The sequence below is a fragment of the Halomonas qaidamensis genome, from assembly GCF_025917315.1.
GTDB lineage: Bacteria > Pseudomonadota > Gammaproteobacteria > Pseudomonadales > Halomonadaceae > Vreelandella > Vreelandella qaidamensis.
The window spans coordinates 3260864-3277542 of record NZ_CP080627.1; the positions used below are offsets into that span (position 1 = coordinate 3260864).

Below are 16679 nucleotides of genomic sequence, written 5' to 3' on the forward strand. Positions count from 1 at the left end.
ATGCGTATCCTGGTAGTAGAAGACGAACAAAAAACCGCTGATTACCTGAGCAGAGGGCTAGGTGAATCAGGTTATGCCGTTGAGATAGCACGCGATGGATACGATGCGCAGCATTACATTGAAGAGGACGAATTCGACCTGATCATTCTTGATGTCATGCTGCCCGGCCTTGATGGCTGGCAGTTGCTACCACTGATCCGCCGCCGCAGCCAAGTACCAGTGCTATTTTTGACCGCCCGCGATGCCGTGGAGTATCGCGTTAAAGGGCTGGAATTAGGTGCAGACGACTACTTGGTCAAGCCCTTCTCATTTGTCGAACTGCTAGCCCGCGTGCGCACACTGTTACGCCGCAGCCCGCCTCGCGAAAGAGAGCACTTTCGCGTCGCCGATTTAGAGATGGATGTTTTGCGCCGCCGCGTTACCCGTCAAGGCGAACGACTTGCACTCACCAACAAAGAATTTGCGCTTTTAGAGCTATTTCTCGACCGAGAAGGTGAAGTGCTATCACGCACCTATATTGCTTCTCGGGTGTGGCAAATGAATTTTGACAGCGATACCAACGTCGTCGAAGTGGCTATCCGGCGACTTCGCGCTAAACTCGACGACCCCTTTCCCACTAAACTCATCCACACCGAGCGCGGCATGGGTTATGTGCTTGAGGAGCGTTCTTAATGCCAACGCTGAACTCGTTAGCAACGCGCTTATCGCTACTTTTTGCCCTGGTCAGCGTGCTACTGCTGGGCAGTATCGGCACTTATCTCTACCACTCGCTGACACGTGAAATTGCTTGGCGTGATGACCAAATGCTGCATGGCCGCCTAGAGCGCATGGAAGCGCTGCTCTACGATGGTGAAAGTATTACGATGCTTCACCAACGCCCTCAACTCTATGCCAACATGCTGGGCAATCACGACAGCTTACTGTGGGTAATTGATAACGAGGGACAGGTATTGATTGAGGTTAACCCAAGCAATCTGCCTGTGCCGGATCTACCGATGACGACGACCGTCCGCTTTAATGATACGTCCGGGTCAATACCAGCAAGACTGGCATGGCACACCCTTGAACAAAATGGCCAGCCATTAACACTGGTCGCAGGTAAGTTACTTAATGAGCGTAATCAGATGCTCGCTGCCTACCAGTTCAAGCTATGGATTGCATTAATCGTCGGCGCCTTACTGGCATTTTTACTTGGCTGGGGCGTCAGCCGACAGGGGCTTCAACCGCTGCGACGCTTAGCTGAACAGGCGGCACGCATTGACATTCGCCAACTGAATCATCGCCTAAGTGTGGCTGGCGAAACCGAGGAAATCAGCCGTCTCAGCCAAGGCCTGAATCGAATGCTCGATCGATTAGAAGAAGGGTTTTCGCAGCTCTCACGCCACTCTGCAGATATGGCACACGAACTGCGAACCCCCTTAACCAACTTGCTAGGACAGACACAACATACCCTGCGCCGGGACAGAAGTGATGCGGAGTATCGTCAGGTGCTGGAATCGAATATCGAAGAGTATGAGCGCTTATCAAGAATGATCGATAGCCTGCTGTTCCTAGCACGTACCGAAAGCCCTTCACATACCCTACCCTGTGAGCAGGTCGACCTCGGTGAGTTAGTCACTCAGCTATGTGATTACTTCGAGGGCATGGCAGAGGACGATGATCGCTCGCTAGTGAACCACAGCCACGGTAGCGTGGTTGCCAACCGTGACCTACTGCGCACAGCCTTAGCCAATCTAATCGCTAATGCCCTGCGCTATGGGCGCTCAGGAACCCCTATCAGCATCTCTACCACCAGCGTTGAAGGCCAAATCGAGTTACGCATTCATAATCATGGCCCCGCGATACCACCAGAAGACTTGCCAAGAGTGTTTGAGCGGTTCTATCGCTGCGACCCAGCGCGAAGCGGCGTGGCAGGTTCAGGCGGCTTAGGGCTAGCCATTGTTCGCTCTATTGCACAGTGGCATCAAGGCGACGTCCAGGTTGAAAGTAATAACCAAGAAGGCACTACCTTTACGTTAACGCTCAAGAGTAACGACGAAGCATAAGAGTAACGACGAAGCATAAGAGTAACGACGAATCATAGGAGTAACGACGATTAAGTAACATCATCCACCTAGCCAAGCGTTAATTTCTCGAACGACGCGGTCTGGATGGGTCATGTGAATGCAATGCCCTTCGCTTGCCATTATCCGCAGCGTGCTATCAGGTAAATGGGCATGTAGGTAATGACCAACCTCTGGATTTGCCAAGGAGTCTATCTCACTTTGCAGCACTAAAGAGGGATGTGCCGTTTGAGACAGTAAATGGCGATAGTCTGAGAAAAAAGTGGCGCGCGCAAACGATTTAGCCACCACCGGGTCGGTAGAGCAGAAACTACTGGAAAGCTCTCCAATTAATTGCTGAGAGCTCTCGGCCCCCATAATGAGAGGCGCCAGATAATTGGCCCAGCCCATATAATTTCGATCCATCAGTTCAATAAGCTCTTCAAGATCTGCTCGCTCAAAGCCGCCATAGTAATCTGGCGGCATATTTAGAAAACACGGTGAAGGGCAGATCATAATCTGACTGGAGAATCGTTCTGGCTGAGCAATGGCCGCTAATAGGCCAATGTTGCAACTAACTGAATGACCAACAAAATGCACCTCAGTCAGATCTAGAGCTTCACAGATGTCGGTCACATCGTGTGCATAGCCTTCCAGGGCACAGTAGCGCGATTCGCTGAAGGCCGAAATTTGCGATTGGCCTGATCCCACATAATCAAAAAGCACCAGCGTATAGTGCTCTTGTAATTGTGGAATGAGGTACTGCCACACATTTTGATCACAGCCAAAACCATGGGCTAACATTAGTGTTTTGCTGCCAGACCCAATAATTTTTACATTATTTCTTTCAATTACTCTTTCTTTCGTCAACACGTAAACGCCTCTACTTTCTTCTAACAAATCTGCTATTTTTTTAAAACCTTCCAACAATCTTTAACTTCTTTTAGCAACATCGCTTAATAAAATTATCGCTAATTTTAGATTAAAACACTTCACTAAATTATCTCAAAAAATTAATCTTATGCTGTCGAACTCAAACACCTGAATGTTTAAATTTTCGTTGAAATCCCCCTTTTTCCCACTCTTCGATCCATTTTTTAAAAGCGGTCGCTGTCATCGGGCGGGCAATAAAATATCCTTGTCCACATTCACAGCCTAGTTCAATAAGCTGCTGACTATGTTGAAGAGTTTCAACACCTTCTGCGACCAAGTCACATTCGAACGCGCCTGCAAAACCAATAACGCCCTTTAGAATGGCAAGGTCGCCAACGCTAGTCAGCATGTTTTGTACAAAACTACGATCGATTTTAAGTGTATCGACCGATAGGTCTCTTAGGTGGCTTAATGAGGAGTAACCGGTCCCAAAGTCATCTAATGAGATACGAATTCCCATCATACGACAGGCAGTCAACACCGAGTAAACATGACTGACGTCCTCGATAGTGCTTGTTTCCAGCACTTCAAGCTCAAGCCGCTGTTTAGGTAAGTTGGGGAAGCCTGCTAGTAGGCTGCTTAAATCGTGAAGAAACTGGGAATGCTGTAAGTGATACCCATCAATATTAACACTCACATGGAAATTCAAACCCTGCTGAAGCCACGCCTGAAGCTGGCAAAGCGCGCTATTAATTACCCAGCGTCCCAGCTCTATCCCGGTAGCCGTATTAGTAAGCACAGGTAAAAAAGTAGCCGGTGCTTTTAACCCCTCATCAGGATGGTTCCAACGTATGAGAGCTTCTGCTCCCAGCACCTTACCCGTCAACATATTGATTTTTGGTTGATAGTAAAGCTCAAACTGGCCATCTTCCATCGCCTCCCTAATGGCAGATAGCTCTGATTGCTTGCCTTTTTGCACTTGCTCATTGTCGACATTGAATAGACATATCTGATTCTTACCAGCAAGCTTTGCTTGATACATCGCTTGGTCAGCCTGACGGATTAGCTGGTCTGGCTCAACGTCTTTCGACTGTGGATATAGCGTAACGCCAATACTGGCCGAGAGCTGTAAAAGCACAGAATCGATATCAAAAGGTTCTGCTAACTTACTGATCAGCCGAGAAAGTGCTTCTTCTACTAAACTGGCACTAAAGCTGCTATTTAAAAAAATCACAAACTCATCACCACCAAAGCGGGCAATTAAGTCATCACTTCTGAGGTTACTGGCCAATCGCTTAGCGACTAGTTGGAGTATTTTATCGCCCATATGGTGACCGTAGCGATCATTAACCTCTTTGAATCCATCAAGATCAACAAACGCAAGCGCAAATGCCAAGCCATCTTTCTTGGAATCAACGATTTTCTGGTCAAGGTGTTTGGTCAAGGCAGTGCGATTAGGTAGACCTGTCAACTGGTCAGTGTCTGATATGGTACGCAGCAAAGAAACTTTTTGCTCTAGCAGTTGTTTGGTTTCTGTCAGCTCTTCAAACAGTTGTTCAGAGCGGCTAGCACTACTAATACTCCAAAAAAGTCGTTCATTGTCGCTATCGCCACAACGTACACTAACCACAATGGGTAGTACGCTATTAGAGCGGGTCACCATAGAAAGACGGATTTCTTCGCACCGTTTTTCACGTACCAAAATAGGCACTATATAAGTGTCATACATAATCTGTGACGCTCTGCTTAATAGCGTAAACAGATCAATATCCACTACTTCATCCGTTGAATAACCGTGATATTGCTCAAGATAGCGATTACTATAGAGAATCCGACGTTTATAGTCGGTCACCATGCACCCTACAGGGAAATCATTAAGCGCATATAAGTTAGCTATAACCATGATCTGCCTTGAGTAAAGTCACGATGATTTATGAGTAAAAGTATTTTACATATGCGTATAGTCTCTGATAATGAAATAAGTTGCCATTTTTAAAGCGTAACTATTTGATACAAAGATAAGAATTTTCAATATCCACATGAAAAGCCCCCCAGAGGGAGCGTTCTCAGGAAACAGTTATTCTCTTTGAGGCCCTAGGAAGCGTGTTTCGTTGGAGCTTGTTATCGACGGGTCGTCTAAAGCGACAAAATGTAGCTCAATAGAGTGGCTAGGCAGCCTAAGGGTGTCCTCTTCTACGGTCAGTGCAATGCGTAAGTGGCGGGTTTTGTTAGCTTCTACCTCAATGGTTTCCACTCCTTGTAAACGCAGGCCTGGCAGACCCGCGGCTGATAGCGCATAACGATGCGGCTGGCTATCGTGATTACGTAGCGTTACGTTGTAATAATTAATGACCCGCCCATCTGCCGTGCCTTCAAACAGCGTTTGCCGGTCCCGCACAATGTCCACGTCAATAGGTACTCGCGTATTCAAGAAACTAACGAGCAGTACCACCATGGATAGCAGTGCTACCGCGTAAGCAATTAGCTGCGGACGCCAAAAACGGGTGGTTTTACCTGACAACGCCCGCTCTGTGGTATATCGCACAAGGCCAAGCGGTTTATTAATACGTGCCATTACGCTGTCACAGGCATCAATACACGCGGCACAGCCAATGCATTCATACTGCAACCCATCACGAATATCGATGCCTGTTGGGCATACCTGAACACACAGCTCACAGTCGATGCAGTCGCCAACCCGGGTTGTTTCAATACCCTTATGGAGATGATTGTTCTTGAGATGATTGCGACGCGGCTCACCGCGGGCAGCATCATAAGACACGATTAGCGTATTAGCGTCGAACATCGCTGACTGAAAGCGCGAGTAAGGACACATATGAAGACATACTTGATGGCGCAGCCAGCCAGCATTTAAGTACGTAAAAACCGTGAAGAAGCCGATCCAAAATAGCGCCCAGGGGTGCGCATTTAGGCTGATAAAATCCACCACTAACGCTCGAATCGGCGTGAAATAACCGACGAAGGTGACCCCTGTTGCCAAAGCAATTAGCAGCCAAGCGGTATGTTTAGCTGTCTTACGCCACAGCGTATCCAGCGTACGTGGTGCCTTATCACGGCGTATGCGCCGGTGCCGTGGCCCTTCCAAGCGATGCTCAAACCATATAAACAAAAAGGTCCAAACACTTTGCGGGCAGCTATAGCCACACCACACTCGGCCAGCCGCTACCGTGATCAAAAACAGGCCAAACGCGCACAGCACTAAGATCCAGGTAAGTAAGATAAAATCTTGTGGATAAAACGTCGCCGCAAACAGATGAAACTCTTGTGCAGAAAGATCGAACCATACCAGCGGCCGATCCCCCCAGTTGACCCATGGCAAGCCAAAATACAGCGCCATTAGCAACCAATTCGAGCGCCGCCGAATGCGCTGAAAAAAACCACCTATCTCTCGCACGTACACATGCCCAAGCTTAGGGGGCTTACTATGATGAGGTGGCTGATAGCTAGATGGCTGAGCATGAGATGGCTGAGAGGATGGCGTATGGTGACTAACCGAAGGGTCTGTGGTCAGGTTTTGCAGTGGAATGCGTTGCGTCATACCGATATCCAAAAAGGAGAGAATAGAGGTCTATACGATCGAGGGGCGTCGCCGATGATTCACCACTACTATCCCCACTAAGCGGCACTACAAACAGGCGCAGTTTTAGAGAAATAGTGCGTATCAGTTTAAGGATTGCCCACTAGCAACCCCGCTGCTGATATGCTTTTTTTTAATAGACGTGAGCCTGTTTTAAGTTTCTTACATGCGCCACAGTGGCCTCCCCCAACGGCAGAGAGCCTCACTGTAATGGCGTATATTGACGCTCTGCTCTACTCAACGCATCGACGATGGTTTACACCATGAAACGTTATGAACAATTTGCTGATGAGATAGCCACGCTGATCCGCCAGGGCGTGCTTGGCCCTGGCGAGCGGATCCCGTCTGTTCGCCAGGCCAGCCACCGCCACGGGATCAGCCCGTCGACGGTGTTTCAGGCTTACTACCTCCTGGAAAATCGCGGGCTCATCACAGCGCGGGCGCGCTCAGGCTATTTTGTTCGTGAACATGCTCGGCGCCTGCTGGGTGAACCACGGATGACGTTGCAACCCACCGACCCAGCGGAAGTAGAGGTCAGTGAGCTCGTATTTTCGGTACTCGACTCACTGCAGGATGACCGAACGGTGCCCTTTGGGTCCGCCTTTCCAAGCCCCGAACTTTTCCCGCTGTCGCGTCTTAGCACCAGCATGACACGGGGGCTACGAGCACTTTCGCCTCAGCAAGTGGTGGCTGATATGACCACTGGACATATCGATCTGTGTCGACAGATTGCCTTGCGCTACATGCTAGGCGGTATTCAACTACCGATGGAAGAGCTGGTGATTACCAATGGCGCAATGGAGGCCCTTAACTTAGCCCTACAGTGCGTAACCCAGCCGGGAGACCTTGTAGCGATTGAGTCGCCGGCGTTTTATGCCAGCTTACAAGTGTTGGAACGGCTGAAGCTGCGAGCGGTGGAAATTCCGGTTCACCCACGGGAGGGCATTGATCTAGAGATATTGGCAGAACGCCTGGAAGCATTGCCTATTAAAGCCTGCTGGTTTATGAGCCATCTGCAAAACCCACTCGGTGCCAGTCTAAGCAAGGAACGAAAACAGGCGCTGTATCAGCTATTAAAGCAGCATCAAGTTCCCATGTTAGAAGATGATGTGTATGCCGAGCTGACCTTTGGTAGCTCCCCTCCTGCTCCGGTAAAAGCGTTTGATGAGGAGGGGCTAGTTATCCACTGTAGCTCTTTCTCGAAATGCTTGGCGCCTGGCTATCGTGTTGGCTGGGTAGCAGGCGGACGCTACGCAGAAGCCATTTCACGACTGAAGTTAATGACGACCATCTCGCCTTCCATTCCCGCCCAAGCAGCCATTGCCGATTATTTACAGCACGGTGGCTATGACCGCCACTTACGTAAGCTCCGCCATGCGCTAGAAGCCCAACAAGGCAGCATGCTAGCGTCTGCAGATCGCCACTTCCCCACCCAAACGCGTATTACCCGCCCTGCTGGCGGCTATTTTTTGTGGGTAGAGTTTCCTGAGCAAGTGGATTCGCTGCGCTTATTTAACATGGCGCGCGACCATGGCGTTAGCTTAGCCCCAGGCCCCATCTTTTCGGCCACCCAACAGTTCCGGCACTGCGTACGCTTAAGCTACGGCCATCCATGGACAGCGCGGAGCGAACGGGGCATGGAAACCCTTGGGCAGCTGCTAAATCTGTTTTAATCGCCCAAGCTACGTTATGGAACAGCACCACCTAGCAACGACAAAGCAGCGCTAAAGCAATTCTTCACAACAATTCTTAAAAGAAGTTCTGTTCAAGTACTCTTAAAAAGTGCTCTTAAAAAGTGCTCTTAACAACTACTCTTAAAAGCGGCTCTTAAAAGCGACTTTTACAAACTACTCTTAAAAATAATTCACGCCCACCTGCGAAATACATAGGCTGGTAAATAATTATTTGGTTTTTGAGTCATTGTGTCCTATTAATGATAGTGACGTTAATAAAAATTAAACCTCACTGCTACTCGAGCGATATAATAGACATTAACCTATGCCTGTCGACCTACAAGCGCTCTATCCAAAGCTGGTTCATTTGATGCTGGACACGGTCTTCGTGGTCGATGGAGACAATCACATCCTCTTTGTGAGTGATGCTTGTGAGTCATTGCTTGGTTACCGTGCCGATGAGCTGGTTGGCTCTCTAATCACTAACTATATGCATCCTGATGACCTATCGGCTACGCGAGCATCTATTGTCCGGGTTATGAATGGCCAGCACCATGTCGATTTCCGCAACCGCTATCTCCGCAAGGATGGTAGCACCGTACACATTTTATGGTCTGCCCGCTGGTATAAAGAAGAGGAGGTTCGGATAGGTGTAGCACGGGACGTAACCGCCCTAGTGCAAGCCGAAGAGGAGTTGCGCTTTCTTGCTCATCACGACCCACTCACTAAGCTAACAAATCGGTCGCTCTTCTATGATCGCTTGACCACCAGTATCAGCGCAGCTCGGCGCCATCAGAATCGCCTCGCCCTGCTCTTCCTGGATATTAATGACTTCAAGTTAATTAACGATACCTATGGACATGCCGTGGGCGATGGGGTGCTCTGTACGGTGGCTCGACGGTTAGAAAGCTGCCTACGCGAAACGGATACCGTCGCGCGGATGGGCGGTGATGAATTTACGGTACTACTGACGGACATCCAGTCAATTAAGAGCGTTTCACAAAAGATAGATCAGATTCTCACCGTCATGGCGAAACCACTAGGCGCAGAATTTGGAGAGATCAGCATGCCATCCTGTAGTATCGGTGTGGCCTGCTACCCTGCCGATGGGGAGGATGCCGATACGCTGCTCAAGCATGCCGATAATGCTATGTATAAAGTAAAAAAGTGCCGCTAATAGGTAGCATTAGCTGAGTGTCATGTTAATAACCATTAAAGCAACGAGCGCCACGATTGCAGGCCAAGGGCTGCGTAGTACCACTCCAAACAGGGTCATTGGGATTAAAATGGTCAGCGACGCCATTATGTGTGGCACCTCAGCCAAACCACTCGCAGCCATGCTCCGAATATAGATAAGCCCCAGCATGCCAAGCAGCAGTCCAAACCATACGTTACGATCACCCAGTCGTGATGACATATGTTAAATCCCCCTTATCATTTCATCGCGCTTACTGCTATATGGCGAACGACGCCTCTGCGCCAAACTGCAACGCCGCTAAGTGACGATAAAGCGGACTAGTGGTCATTAATTCAGCATGGCTGCCCGAGGCCACAAGCCGGCCATCTTTCAGCACCAACAGGCGATCGGCATTAATCACCGTCGCTAAGCGGTGAGCAATCACAATGCTGGTGCGTCCGCGCATTAGCCTATCCAGCGCCTGTTGTACAAGGCGCTCGCTTTCCGCATCTAGCGCACTGGTCGCTTCATCCAGCAGTAGTACCGCCGGATTTTTAAGCAGCGCACGGGCAATCGCCAACCGCTGGCGCTGGCCACCGGAAAGCTGTACACCACCTGGGCCAAGAGGCGTGTCATACCCTTGGGGAAGCGCGTCGATAAAGTCGCTGGCGCTGGCATCAACAGCAGCTGCACGCAGCCTTTCATCGCTTGCTTCAGGGCAGCCATAGCGAAGGTTGTCAGCCACCGAGCCACTAAACAGTACCGGCTCTTGAGCAACTAATCCCATGGCCCCACGCAACTCAGCAATATCTATCGTGCGAATATCAAGACCATCCAGCGTAACGCGCCCTTGGTCTGGGTCGTAAAAGCGTAGCAGCAACCCAAGCAAGGTGCTTTTGCCAGCCCCAGAGGGCCCAACAACGGCCACCCGCTCTCCGGCCTGAATGCTCACATTAAAACCACTAAGGGCGGGTGTTTCTCTCCCCGGATAGGTGAAGCGAATATCTTCTAGGGTTATTTCACCACGGGCGGGCGGCAATGCCACGGCGTTGGCCGGCGACTGTATGGTGGGGTGGGTATCCAATAGCTCCAGCAGCCGTTCAGCCGCACCCGCGGCGCGCTGCACATCTCCAGCTACTTCCGCTAAGGTAGCCACCGCACCTGCCGCAAGTAGCGCGTAGAAAATAAATGCCGACAACTCACCAGCACTCATGGTGCCCGCCAGCACCGCCTGCCCACCTTGCCAAAGCATTAACCCAACGCCGCTAAAAACCACCAGCAACGCGACACCGGTTAACCAGGCACGCTGCTGGGTTCGCGCCACCGCGCTACTAAATGCCTGCTCTACCCGCTGGCCGTAGCGACGTTTATCAACGGCTTCGTGATTAAACGCCTGGAGGGTTTGGAGCCCGCTAAGTGCCTCTTCGGCATAACGACCAAGCTCCGCAATACGATCTTGGCTGGTGCGCGAAAGCCGCCGCACACGCCGGCCGTACCACACAATCGGCAGCAGCGTGGCAGGAATACCCAAAAGCACCATCGCTGAAAGCCACGGCTGGGTCACCAGCATCAACACTACCGCCCCCACCAACATGACCAGATTACGCAATGCCAGTGAAATCGATGACCCAAATAGGCTTTGCAACACACTGGTGTCGGCAGTCAGCCGCGACGCGACTTCCCCCGCTGCACGGCCGTCGCTAGCACTCTCGAAAAAGCTCGGCTCCAGAGTGAGCAAATGGTCAAAAACACGTTGGCGTAGATCCGCCGCCAAACGCTCTCCAATCCAGGTGACTTGGTAGTAACGCAGTGCTGATGCCATCGCTAATAGCGCTACCACGCCAAGCATTAACCCCAGCGTTTTGGCCAACGCCTGGGAATCCGCCGCCAAAAAGCCATTATCGATGACTAAACGTAAGCCGTTGCCCAGCAACAGCACGCTGCCAGACGCTAGCAGCAGGGCGAAGCCCGCTAAGGCAAGACGTAAACGATAAGGACGCAAAAGTGCTAATAACCGAAGCAGGACACGACGATTGGGGCGCTGGCTCATATAGATAGATACTCGCTAAGAAAAGCGGTTTTCGACCATAGCAGGCTCTAAGGCGGCCTGCAGCCAACAATTGCGTAGTGTGCGCTTTCGCCACTGCTGGGTTACCGGGTAAGGGGGTGTTAAAGTAACTAATAGCGCCCACACCCTATTAGTCCATGGCGCCCAGATTAACCGTACCATCCTCTAAAAAGGCCCAAAACGATGACAATGACAGCGCCAACAAAACCGACGCCAGCAACAACGCCAACGCGATTACCTTGCCGTGGCTGCCTAGCCGACTGCATAAATTATGCGACCTGCGAAGGCAAGCCTTGGCGAAAAGTCACTCGCCCCTCTTAAGACCACGAGGGCCGCCGTTACTGTGCTTCGTTTATTGCGACAGGCTCAATGGGTTCGCCGTTCTCGTCAAGCAGCTGGTGGTCGTAGGCTGCCTGAAGGCCAGTATCTTCAACAGATGGCTGCTCTTCTTGCGCTTCTTCTGCTGTTTCCTCCGTCCAGTCTGCCCAGTAATCAATATGGCCTGGATAAATAGGCGATAAGATCGCCACCACAATGCCAATAGCAGAAAACACCGAAAACGCGTAGGCATAGCCAGAACTATCTACCAGCATACCCACCACCGGGGACCCCGCTGCCTGCCCCAATGCGCACGCCATAAATGGCAGCACAGGCCCCATAGAAAGCCGTCCTGGCAATAGCCGTATGCCCGTCATTAAATACAGACCCGTTAAACTCATATAGGCAAGGCCAAATACTAGCGCTGCAAACATCGCCAGCCCTAATTGATCTGGACTAGCAGCCAGCAATACTAGGCTTGAAGAGAGCATCATCAGCATTAATGCTTGTGTGATAGGCGGGTTATTGCGGTCAGCTAAATCACTCACCATGGCTCCCCCAAGCCCAGCAAGCCCCACGGCAAACCAAAGCCAACCGGTTTGATTAGCAGGCAACGCGCCAAGGGTGACGACCAAATCAGGGGCGAACAGCCAGAACGGTGCAGACACAACGCCCATTGCGAACGCAAAGAGTGAAAGCCGGATAAGACGTGACCATTGCAACCGCGTAATTGGCGGTGGCGGAGCTGCATTGGCGGGTATTACACGTGAAACCGAGGGGATAAAGTACCACGCGGCCACCACCCCCAGGCCTGCTAACACGGCAAACGTTGAGTAAGTAAAGCGCCAGGCATCAGCTAGAAATATAACGGTCGGCACCGCCACAATAATCCCGACACTCGTGCCCGCATTCATAATAGAGCTAACACGGCCATGCATCGTTCGGCTAACCAACGCCTGCATCGCAGCGGTCAACGCAGGCATCATCAACCCCGTGCAGATGCCACAAATAAACACCCCAACACCAAGCGATAAGGCATTTGACGACTGACTGATAACGACCAGACCTGCCACACCGAACCCACCAGAGAGCACCGCCAGGTTCCGCGCCCCTAGCCGATCCGCGGCGAGCGGAGCAAATAGGGTCGCCAACACGAAACTAATAAACGGCAGAGCCCCAATAATACCGACTAAGTACGCTGTTAGTTCCAGTTCTGCGCTAATGGAAGGCACGAATAAGCCAAACGCAAAGCGTGCAAGCCCATAGCTAATCGCGACCAGGGCTGCCCCAAATAGAGCAAACCCCATGTTCGATAAGGTCTTCATCCTGGGTCTCCGCTGTCACATGCTGCGTGAATGCAAGTCCAATTAGGTTATTGTCGTAGCAACATCCAAGATGAGCAATGCAGAGACATAATTGCTAAACGACGTAATAGCAGCCAATCATTTCCAACGAAAATAAAGAACAGGCAGATCAACTCTTTATAACCTGGGCCGGCTATATAAATAAAAGGACTTTTTTATAGAGACAGGCTAAAAACAACGTAAAAAATAAATAGTTAAGAACGCAAAAACCCCGCACTTGGCGGGGTTTTAAAGCTTACCGAACTAGTCGGTAGCTAATATCGCAGTATGGGGTTTATTCCATAACCTTAATATTAGAAGCTTGAAGGCCTTTTTGGCCCTGTGTGACGTCAAAAGAAACCTTCTGACCGTCTTGCAGGGACTTAAAGCCTTCTGCTTGAATTTCGGAGAAGTGCGCGAACAAGTCGTCGCCGCTAACTTCAGGAGAAATAAAGCCGAAGCCTTTAGTGTCGTTAAACCACTTTACGGTACCAGTTGCCATGATCGAAATCCTCGATTTAGCGAAATTAATGCCGGGGAAATACCCGAGTTACAGAGGGCAGAACAAGAAACTTTCACCAGGCTCAACGCTAAAATGCTTCGATACTGCTGACAACGTTCGACTTGCTAACCAACTGCAATCAGTCTGCGCTTCTATAGCACTCCCGTCAACCATAGTCATAAAAAAGATTTAAATAAGAAAAAACGGCTTCCATAAATATTTCAATAAGTGCTTATGCATAAGCTTACATGCATACAAGCTTCTTCACATTAATGGTTAATATTAGTAATTACCTGTGATCGGGAGCCGCTTATTCTTTTCAGTCACTAATAATAAATAATTTATAAGAAAATATTTCAAATGAGAAAAAATGACCAAGAAGTCTCTAATCAACGATAGGGGGCAAGCCAGAAAATAGCGCTAGGTTGCGGTTCTTCTGGCCAACGGCCATAATTTTTTATACATTAGCTGTACAAGCAAACACAGAGCGAACAACAAAGCCCACTCTATAACATGACGTGACACTCTACAAAGTGAAGCGATTACCAGGAAGACTACCTTCATTCAGTGCTTGAAACGTCCCGCTCTACCCGGGCCAAGGTTAGCCGTCGCCCCTCATGCGGTGAAAACTGAAACCGACCTTCTACCTCTACGACGTCACCTAGAAATGGGGCTATTTGCTGATGAGGAAAAACCTCAACGCGATTGAGGTGTTCGTCTTCAATCCAATAGTGAAGTGGATCATTAAAATGCCGTACCACGCCATGGGTCACTATTTGGTTGTCGTCAAAGGCAGTGGGATTATTCGCTAAGATAGTCAACGGCACCGTTACGGTTAATTGGCCACGACATCCAGTGATAAGGGTTACAAGCAGCAGAGTAACAGCCATTAGACCGATACGTTTTCGAAGTGGCCTCATTGCGTCCCCCCACTGATAATTGCTTATGACTGATGATTGTTTACGGATGGTTGTTTACAGATGGTTGTTTACGGATAGTTGTACAAGGCGTTGTGTGACTTTGCTCATCTTAACGCCACGCAAGAGTATAAATCTTCTATTTTTGCCTAGGGGTATCGAATGTTCCCATGCCGACGCTATCGTAGCCCGTTATTATGGCTTAGTTCCCTAAGTGTTCTTTTATGGCTGTTGACAGCAGGACACGTCTGGGGAGAACCCACCACGGCATCAGCTGAGCAGCGCACTCTGTTCATTCAGTTCGACCCCACCACTCGGACGCTTCAAGGCGAACTGCGTCAACCTCTCTCTACTTCAAGCCGCTTTCGCTTACTTGAGGGCTTAACGCTGACCTCGGCGCAGCGTGGCGATGAAGAACTGACGATTATTCAAGATACTGATGGGCACTGGCAGCTACCCACAGTTACCAATGCAGCAGACAACACGACACCCATTACACTTCGCTGGGAAGGCACGCTGCCAGACGCCAGTTCCAACAGCCGTCTCCAAGTAGCAACGGATGGTAGCTTGCTACCTAGCCGTGCCGGCTGGTACCCCGACCTAAGCGATTCCGCCATGCCTCTAGGGTTAACCGTTAGCGTGCTCAATGGGCAGCTCGCCGTCGCCACCGGCTCATTGATAGAAGAGCAACGCACACGCGATCACTATGTGGCGCACTTTTATCATCCGCACACTCGTGATGTAGAAATTGCTACTGGCCCCTGGCAGCTTCGCGAACGTGAGGTTGACGGGGTAACTCTGCGCACGCTCTTTCCCGAAGCGCTGGATACCGCCTTCGGAGAGACGTATTTGCAACACGCCACCAAACAATTGGCACTCTTTCAAGCACGCCTGGGGCCGCTACCTTATAAAAGCTTCTCTATCGCAGCATCGCCCGCGCCTATCGGTCTTGCCTTTCCTGGTTTTACGCTGCTTGGCGAGCGGGTCATCCCGCTACCCTTTATTCCTAGCACTTCGCTGCCTCATGAACTGATGCACGCTTGGTGGGGGGCAGGGGTCAATGTTGACTACTCCAGCGGCAATTGGGCCGAAGCGCTCACCACCTATCTAGCCGATTACGCCTTAGCGGAGCAGCGCGACAACGCCGATGCTATGCGACACCGCTGGCTGGCCGACCTAGCGGCGTTGCCCAACAGCCAAGAAATCGCCTTGCAAGATTTTCGTGGAGCCCCCGACCCAGCGGGCCGCCTTATTGGCTACCAGCACGGCGCGATGCTTTTTCATATGCTGCGCCAGCGCATTGGCGATGAGGCGTTTGACAACGGCCTACGCCACCTTGCAGGTGAATGGATGCACCGCACGGCGGATTGGCCGGCACTAATTGACGCCTTCAGCCTGGCCTCTGGCGAGTCACAACAAGCCTTCTTAACTGCCTGGCTTACCCGTCCGGGACGCCCCACGCTACATGTAGAATCCATACAAACAGAAGCCCATGACGAGGGCTACCGCATCAGCGGTACGCTGATCCAGCGCGGCCAACATGCACCTTGGCCAATGGAAATTCCGGTAGTGGTCAACACCGAAGAGGGCCCAGTGAATGTACGCCAAGCCATGCATGACACGCACCAATCCTTCGAGCTGCATTTGACAGCTCGCCCCCTGTCCCTTGAGGTAGATCCAGCGGCTGACCTGCTACGCCACCCTGGCCCAACCCCGGCCATTCTACGCCAGCTAATGCTTGACCCAACCACGCAGGTGCTCGCCCTGGACGAAACCCTCCTCCCCTTGGCACGACAAGTGTTAGGGCGAGATGCCGAAGCGCTTGCTACGCCAGTTAACGTGCAGGATGAGACACAGCCACCGCTGTTAGTGATCGGCACCACCGAGGCACTGAATGAGTGGCGTCACGGCAACCCGCTACCCGCACCGCCACAGCCAATAGCGAATGCAGGGGAAGCACGCTTTTGGATGGCACCAGGCACGCGCATCGGTTTGCTGAGCGGCGATAATGCCGCTGCTATCACCCAACTCGCCGCCTCGCTGCGCCACCACGGACAGCAAAGCTATGTCGTACGCGGACAAAGCGCTGACACCTCACAAGCGGGCCGCTGGCCAGCCGACGCGTCTGCGCTTCGGGTGACCTTTACCGCCAGCGATTTCAAATAACA

Annotated in this window: 13 protein-coding genes; 5 read left to right on the top strand and 8 right to left on the bottom strand. The window is 51.0% G+C overall.

Going from position 1 to position 16679, the window contains the following annotated elements; translation table 11 throughout:
* A complete protein-coding gene (locus K1Y77_RS14675) occupies nucleotides 1-672 on the top strand; it encodes a heavy metal response regulator transcription factor (protein WP_030070809.1) in 672 nt (223 codons plus the stop codon).
* The gene (locus tag K1Y77_RS14680; RefSeq protein WP_264429205.1) at nucleotides 672-2045 is read left to right on the top strand and encodes a heavy metal sensor histidine kinase; all 1374 of its coding nucleotides are present in this window, start codon (nucleotides 672-674) and stop codon (nucleotides 2043-2045) included. Before K1Y77_RS14675 ends, K1Y77_RS14680 begins: the two co-directional genes overlap by 1 nt.
* 60 nt (nucleotides 2046-2105) lie before the next feature.
* Here the strand turns inward: K1Y77_RS14680 and K1Y77_RS14685 are convergent, their stop codons facing one another.
* From K1Y77_RS14685 to ccoG, 3 genes are all read right to left on the bottom strand, one after another.
* A complete protein-coding gene (locus tag K1Y77_RS14685) occupies nucleotides 2106-2972 on the bottom strand; it encodes an alpha/beta fold hydrolase (RefSeq protein WP_320055268.1) in 867 nt (288 codons plus the stop codon).
* Between the two features lie 103 nt (nucleotides 2973-3075).
* Nucleotides 3076-4818, bottom strand: coding sequence for a GGDEF and EAL domain-containing protein (locus tag K1Y77_RS14690; protein ID WP_264429207.1), 1743 nt, complete (start codon nucleotides 4816-4818; stop codon nucleotides 3076-3078).
* Between the two features lie 174 nt (nucleotides 4819-4992).
* Complete coding sequence (ccoG, locus tag K1Y77_RS14695) at nucleotides 4993-6474, bottom strand: cytochrome c oxidase accessory protein CcoG (RefSeq protein ID WP_264429209.1); 1482 nt, start codon at nucleotides 6472-6474, stop codon at nucleotides 4993-4995.
* A gap of 302 nt (nucleotides 6475-6776) precedes the next feature.
* Here ccoG and mapR point away from each other — a divergent pair, with 302 nt between their 5' ends.
* Together mapR and K1Y77_RS14705 are read left to right on the top strand one after the other, a co-directional pair.
* Nucleotides 6777-8186, top strand: a complete 1410-nt coding sequence (gene mapR, locus K1Y77_RS14700; protein ID WP_030070817.1) for a GntR family transcriptional regulator MpaR — start codon at nucleotides 6777-6779, stop codon at nucleotides 8184-8186.
* Nucleotides 8187-8511: 325 nt separating this feature from the next.
* Complete coding sequence (locus K1Y77_RS14705; protein ID WP_264429211.1) at nucleotides 8512-9363, top strand: diguanylate cyclase domain-containing protein; 852 nt, start codon at nucleotides 8512-8514, stop codon at nucleotides 9361-9363.
* Nucleotides 9364-9372: 9 nt separating this feature from the next.
* Here the strand turns inward: K1Y77_RS14705 and K1Y77_RS14710 are convergent, their stop codons facing one another.
* The 5 genes from K1Y77_RS14710 to K1Y77_RS14730 form a co-directional block, all read right to left on the bottom strand.
* A complete protein-coding gene (locus K1Y77_RS14710) occupies nucleotides 9373-9603 on the bottom strand; it encodes a hypothetical protein (protein WP_030070821.1) in 231 nt (76 codons plus the stop codon).
* Between the two features lie 37 nt (nucleotides 9604-9640).
* Nucleotides 9641-11413: an ABC transporter transmembrane domain-containing protein gene (locus tag K1Y77_RS14715; protein WP_264429213.1), complete on the bottom strand. Its 1773-nt coding sequence runs from the start codon at nucleotides 11411-11413 to the stop codon at nucleotides 9641-9643.
* 356 nt (nucleotides 11414-11769) lie between these two features.
* Nucleotides 11770-13074: an MFS transporter gene (locus K1Y77_RS14720; protein WP_264429215.1), complete on the bottom strand. Its 1305-nt coding sequence runs from the start codon at nucleotides 13072-13074 to the stop codon at nucleotides 11770-11772.
* Between the two features lie 313 nt (nucleotides 13075-13387).
* On the bottom strand, nucleotides 13388-13594 hold the full coding sequence (locus K1Y77_RS14725; RefSeq protein ID WP_030070829.1) for a cold-shock protein: 207 nt from the start codon (nucleotides 13592-13594) through the stop codon (nucleotides 13388-13390).
* 560 nt (nucleotides 13595-14154) lie between these two features.
* Nucleotides 14155-14514 carry a hypothetical protein gene (locus K1Y77_RS14730; RefSeq protein ID WP_030070831.1) on the bottom strand — a complete coding sequence of 120 codons (360 nt, stop codon included), beginning with the start codon at nucleotides 14512-14514 and terminating at the stop codon, nucleotides 14155-14157.
* A gap of 159 nt (nucleotides 14515-14673) precedes the next feature.
* On the opposite strand from K1Y77_RS14730, the gene K1Y77_RS14735 reads away from it, so the two are divergent.
* Nucleotides 14674-16677, top strand: a complete 2004-nt coding sequence (locus tag K1Y77_RS14735; RefSeq protein WP_264429217.1) for a M1 family metallopeptidase — start codon at nucleotides 14674-14676, stop codon at nucleotides 16675-16677.
* The last annotated feature ends 2 nt before the right edge of the window (nucleotides 16678-16679 follow it).

Excerpts from the sequence above, each read along its gene's own strand:
- mapR (WP_030070817.1), top strand. The coding sequence starts at position 6,777 with ATGAAACGTTATGAACAATTTGCTGATGAGATAGCCACGCTGATCCGC.
- K1Y77_RS14715 (WP_264429213.1), bottom strand. The coding sequence starts at position 11,413 with ATGAGCCAGCGCCCCAATCGTCGTGTCCTGCTTCGGTTATTAGCACTT.
- K1Y77_RS14725 (WP_030070829.1), bottom strand. The coding sequence starts at position 13,594 with ATGGCAACTGGTACCGTAAAGTGGTTTAACGACACTAAAGGCTTCGGC.
- K1Y77_RS14730 (WP_030070831.1), bottom strand. The coding sequence starts at position 14,514 with ATGAGGCCACTTCGAAAACGTATCGGTCTAATGGCTGTTACTCTGCTG.
- K1Y77_RS14710 (WP_030070821.1), bottom strand. The coding sequence starts at position 9,603 with ATGTCATCACGACTGGGTGATCGTAACGTATGGTTTGGACTGCTGCTT.
- K1Y77_RS14690 (WP_264429207.1), bottom strand. The coding sequence starts at position 4,818 with ATGGTTATAGCTAACTTATATGCGCTTAATGATTTCCCTGTAGGGTGC.
- K1Y77_RS14735 (WP_264429217.1), top strand. The coding sequence starts at position 14,674 with ATGTTCCCATGCCGACGCTATCGTAGCCCGTTATTATGGCTTAGTTCC.
- ccoG (WP_264429209.1), bottom strand. The coding sequence starts at position 6,474 with ATGACGCAACGCATTCCACTGCAAAACCTGACCACAGACCCTTCGGTT.
- K1Y77_RS14705 (WP_264429211.1), top strand. The coding sequence starts at position 8,512 with ATGCCTGTCGACCTACAAGCGCTCTATCCAAAGCTGGTTCATTTGATG.
- K1Y77_RS14675 (WP_030070809.1), top strand. The coding sequence starts at position 1 with ATGCGTATCCTGGTAGTAGAAGACGAACAAAAAACCGCTGATTACCTG.
- K1Y77_RS14680 (WP_264429205.1), top strand. The coding sequence starts at position 672 with ATGCCAACGCTGAACTCGTTAGCAACGCGCTTATCGCTACTTTTTGCC.
- K1Y77_RS14720 (WP_264429215.1), bottom strand. The coding sequence starts at position 13,074 with ATGAAGACCTTATCGAACATGGGGTTTGCTCTATTTGGGGCAGCCCTG.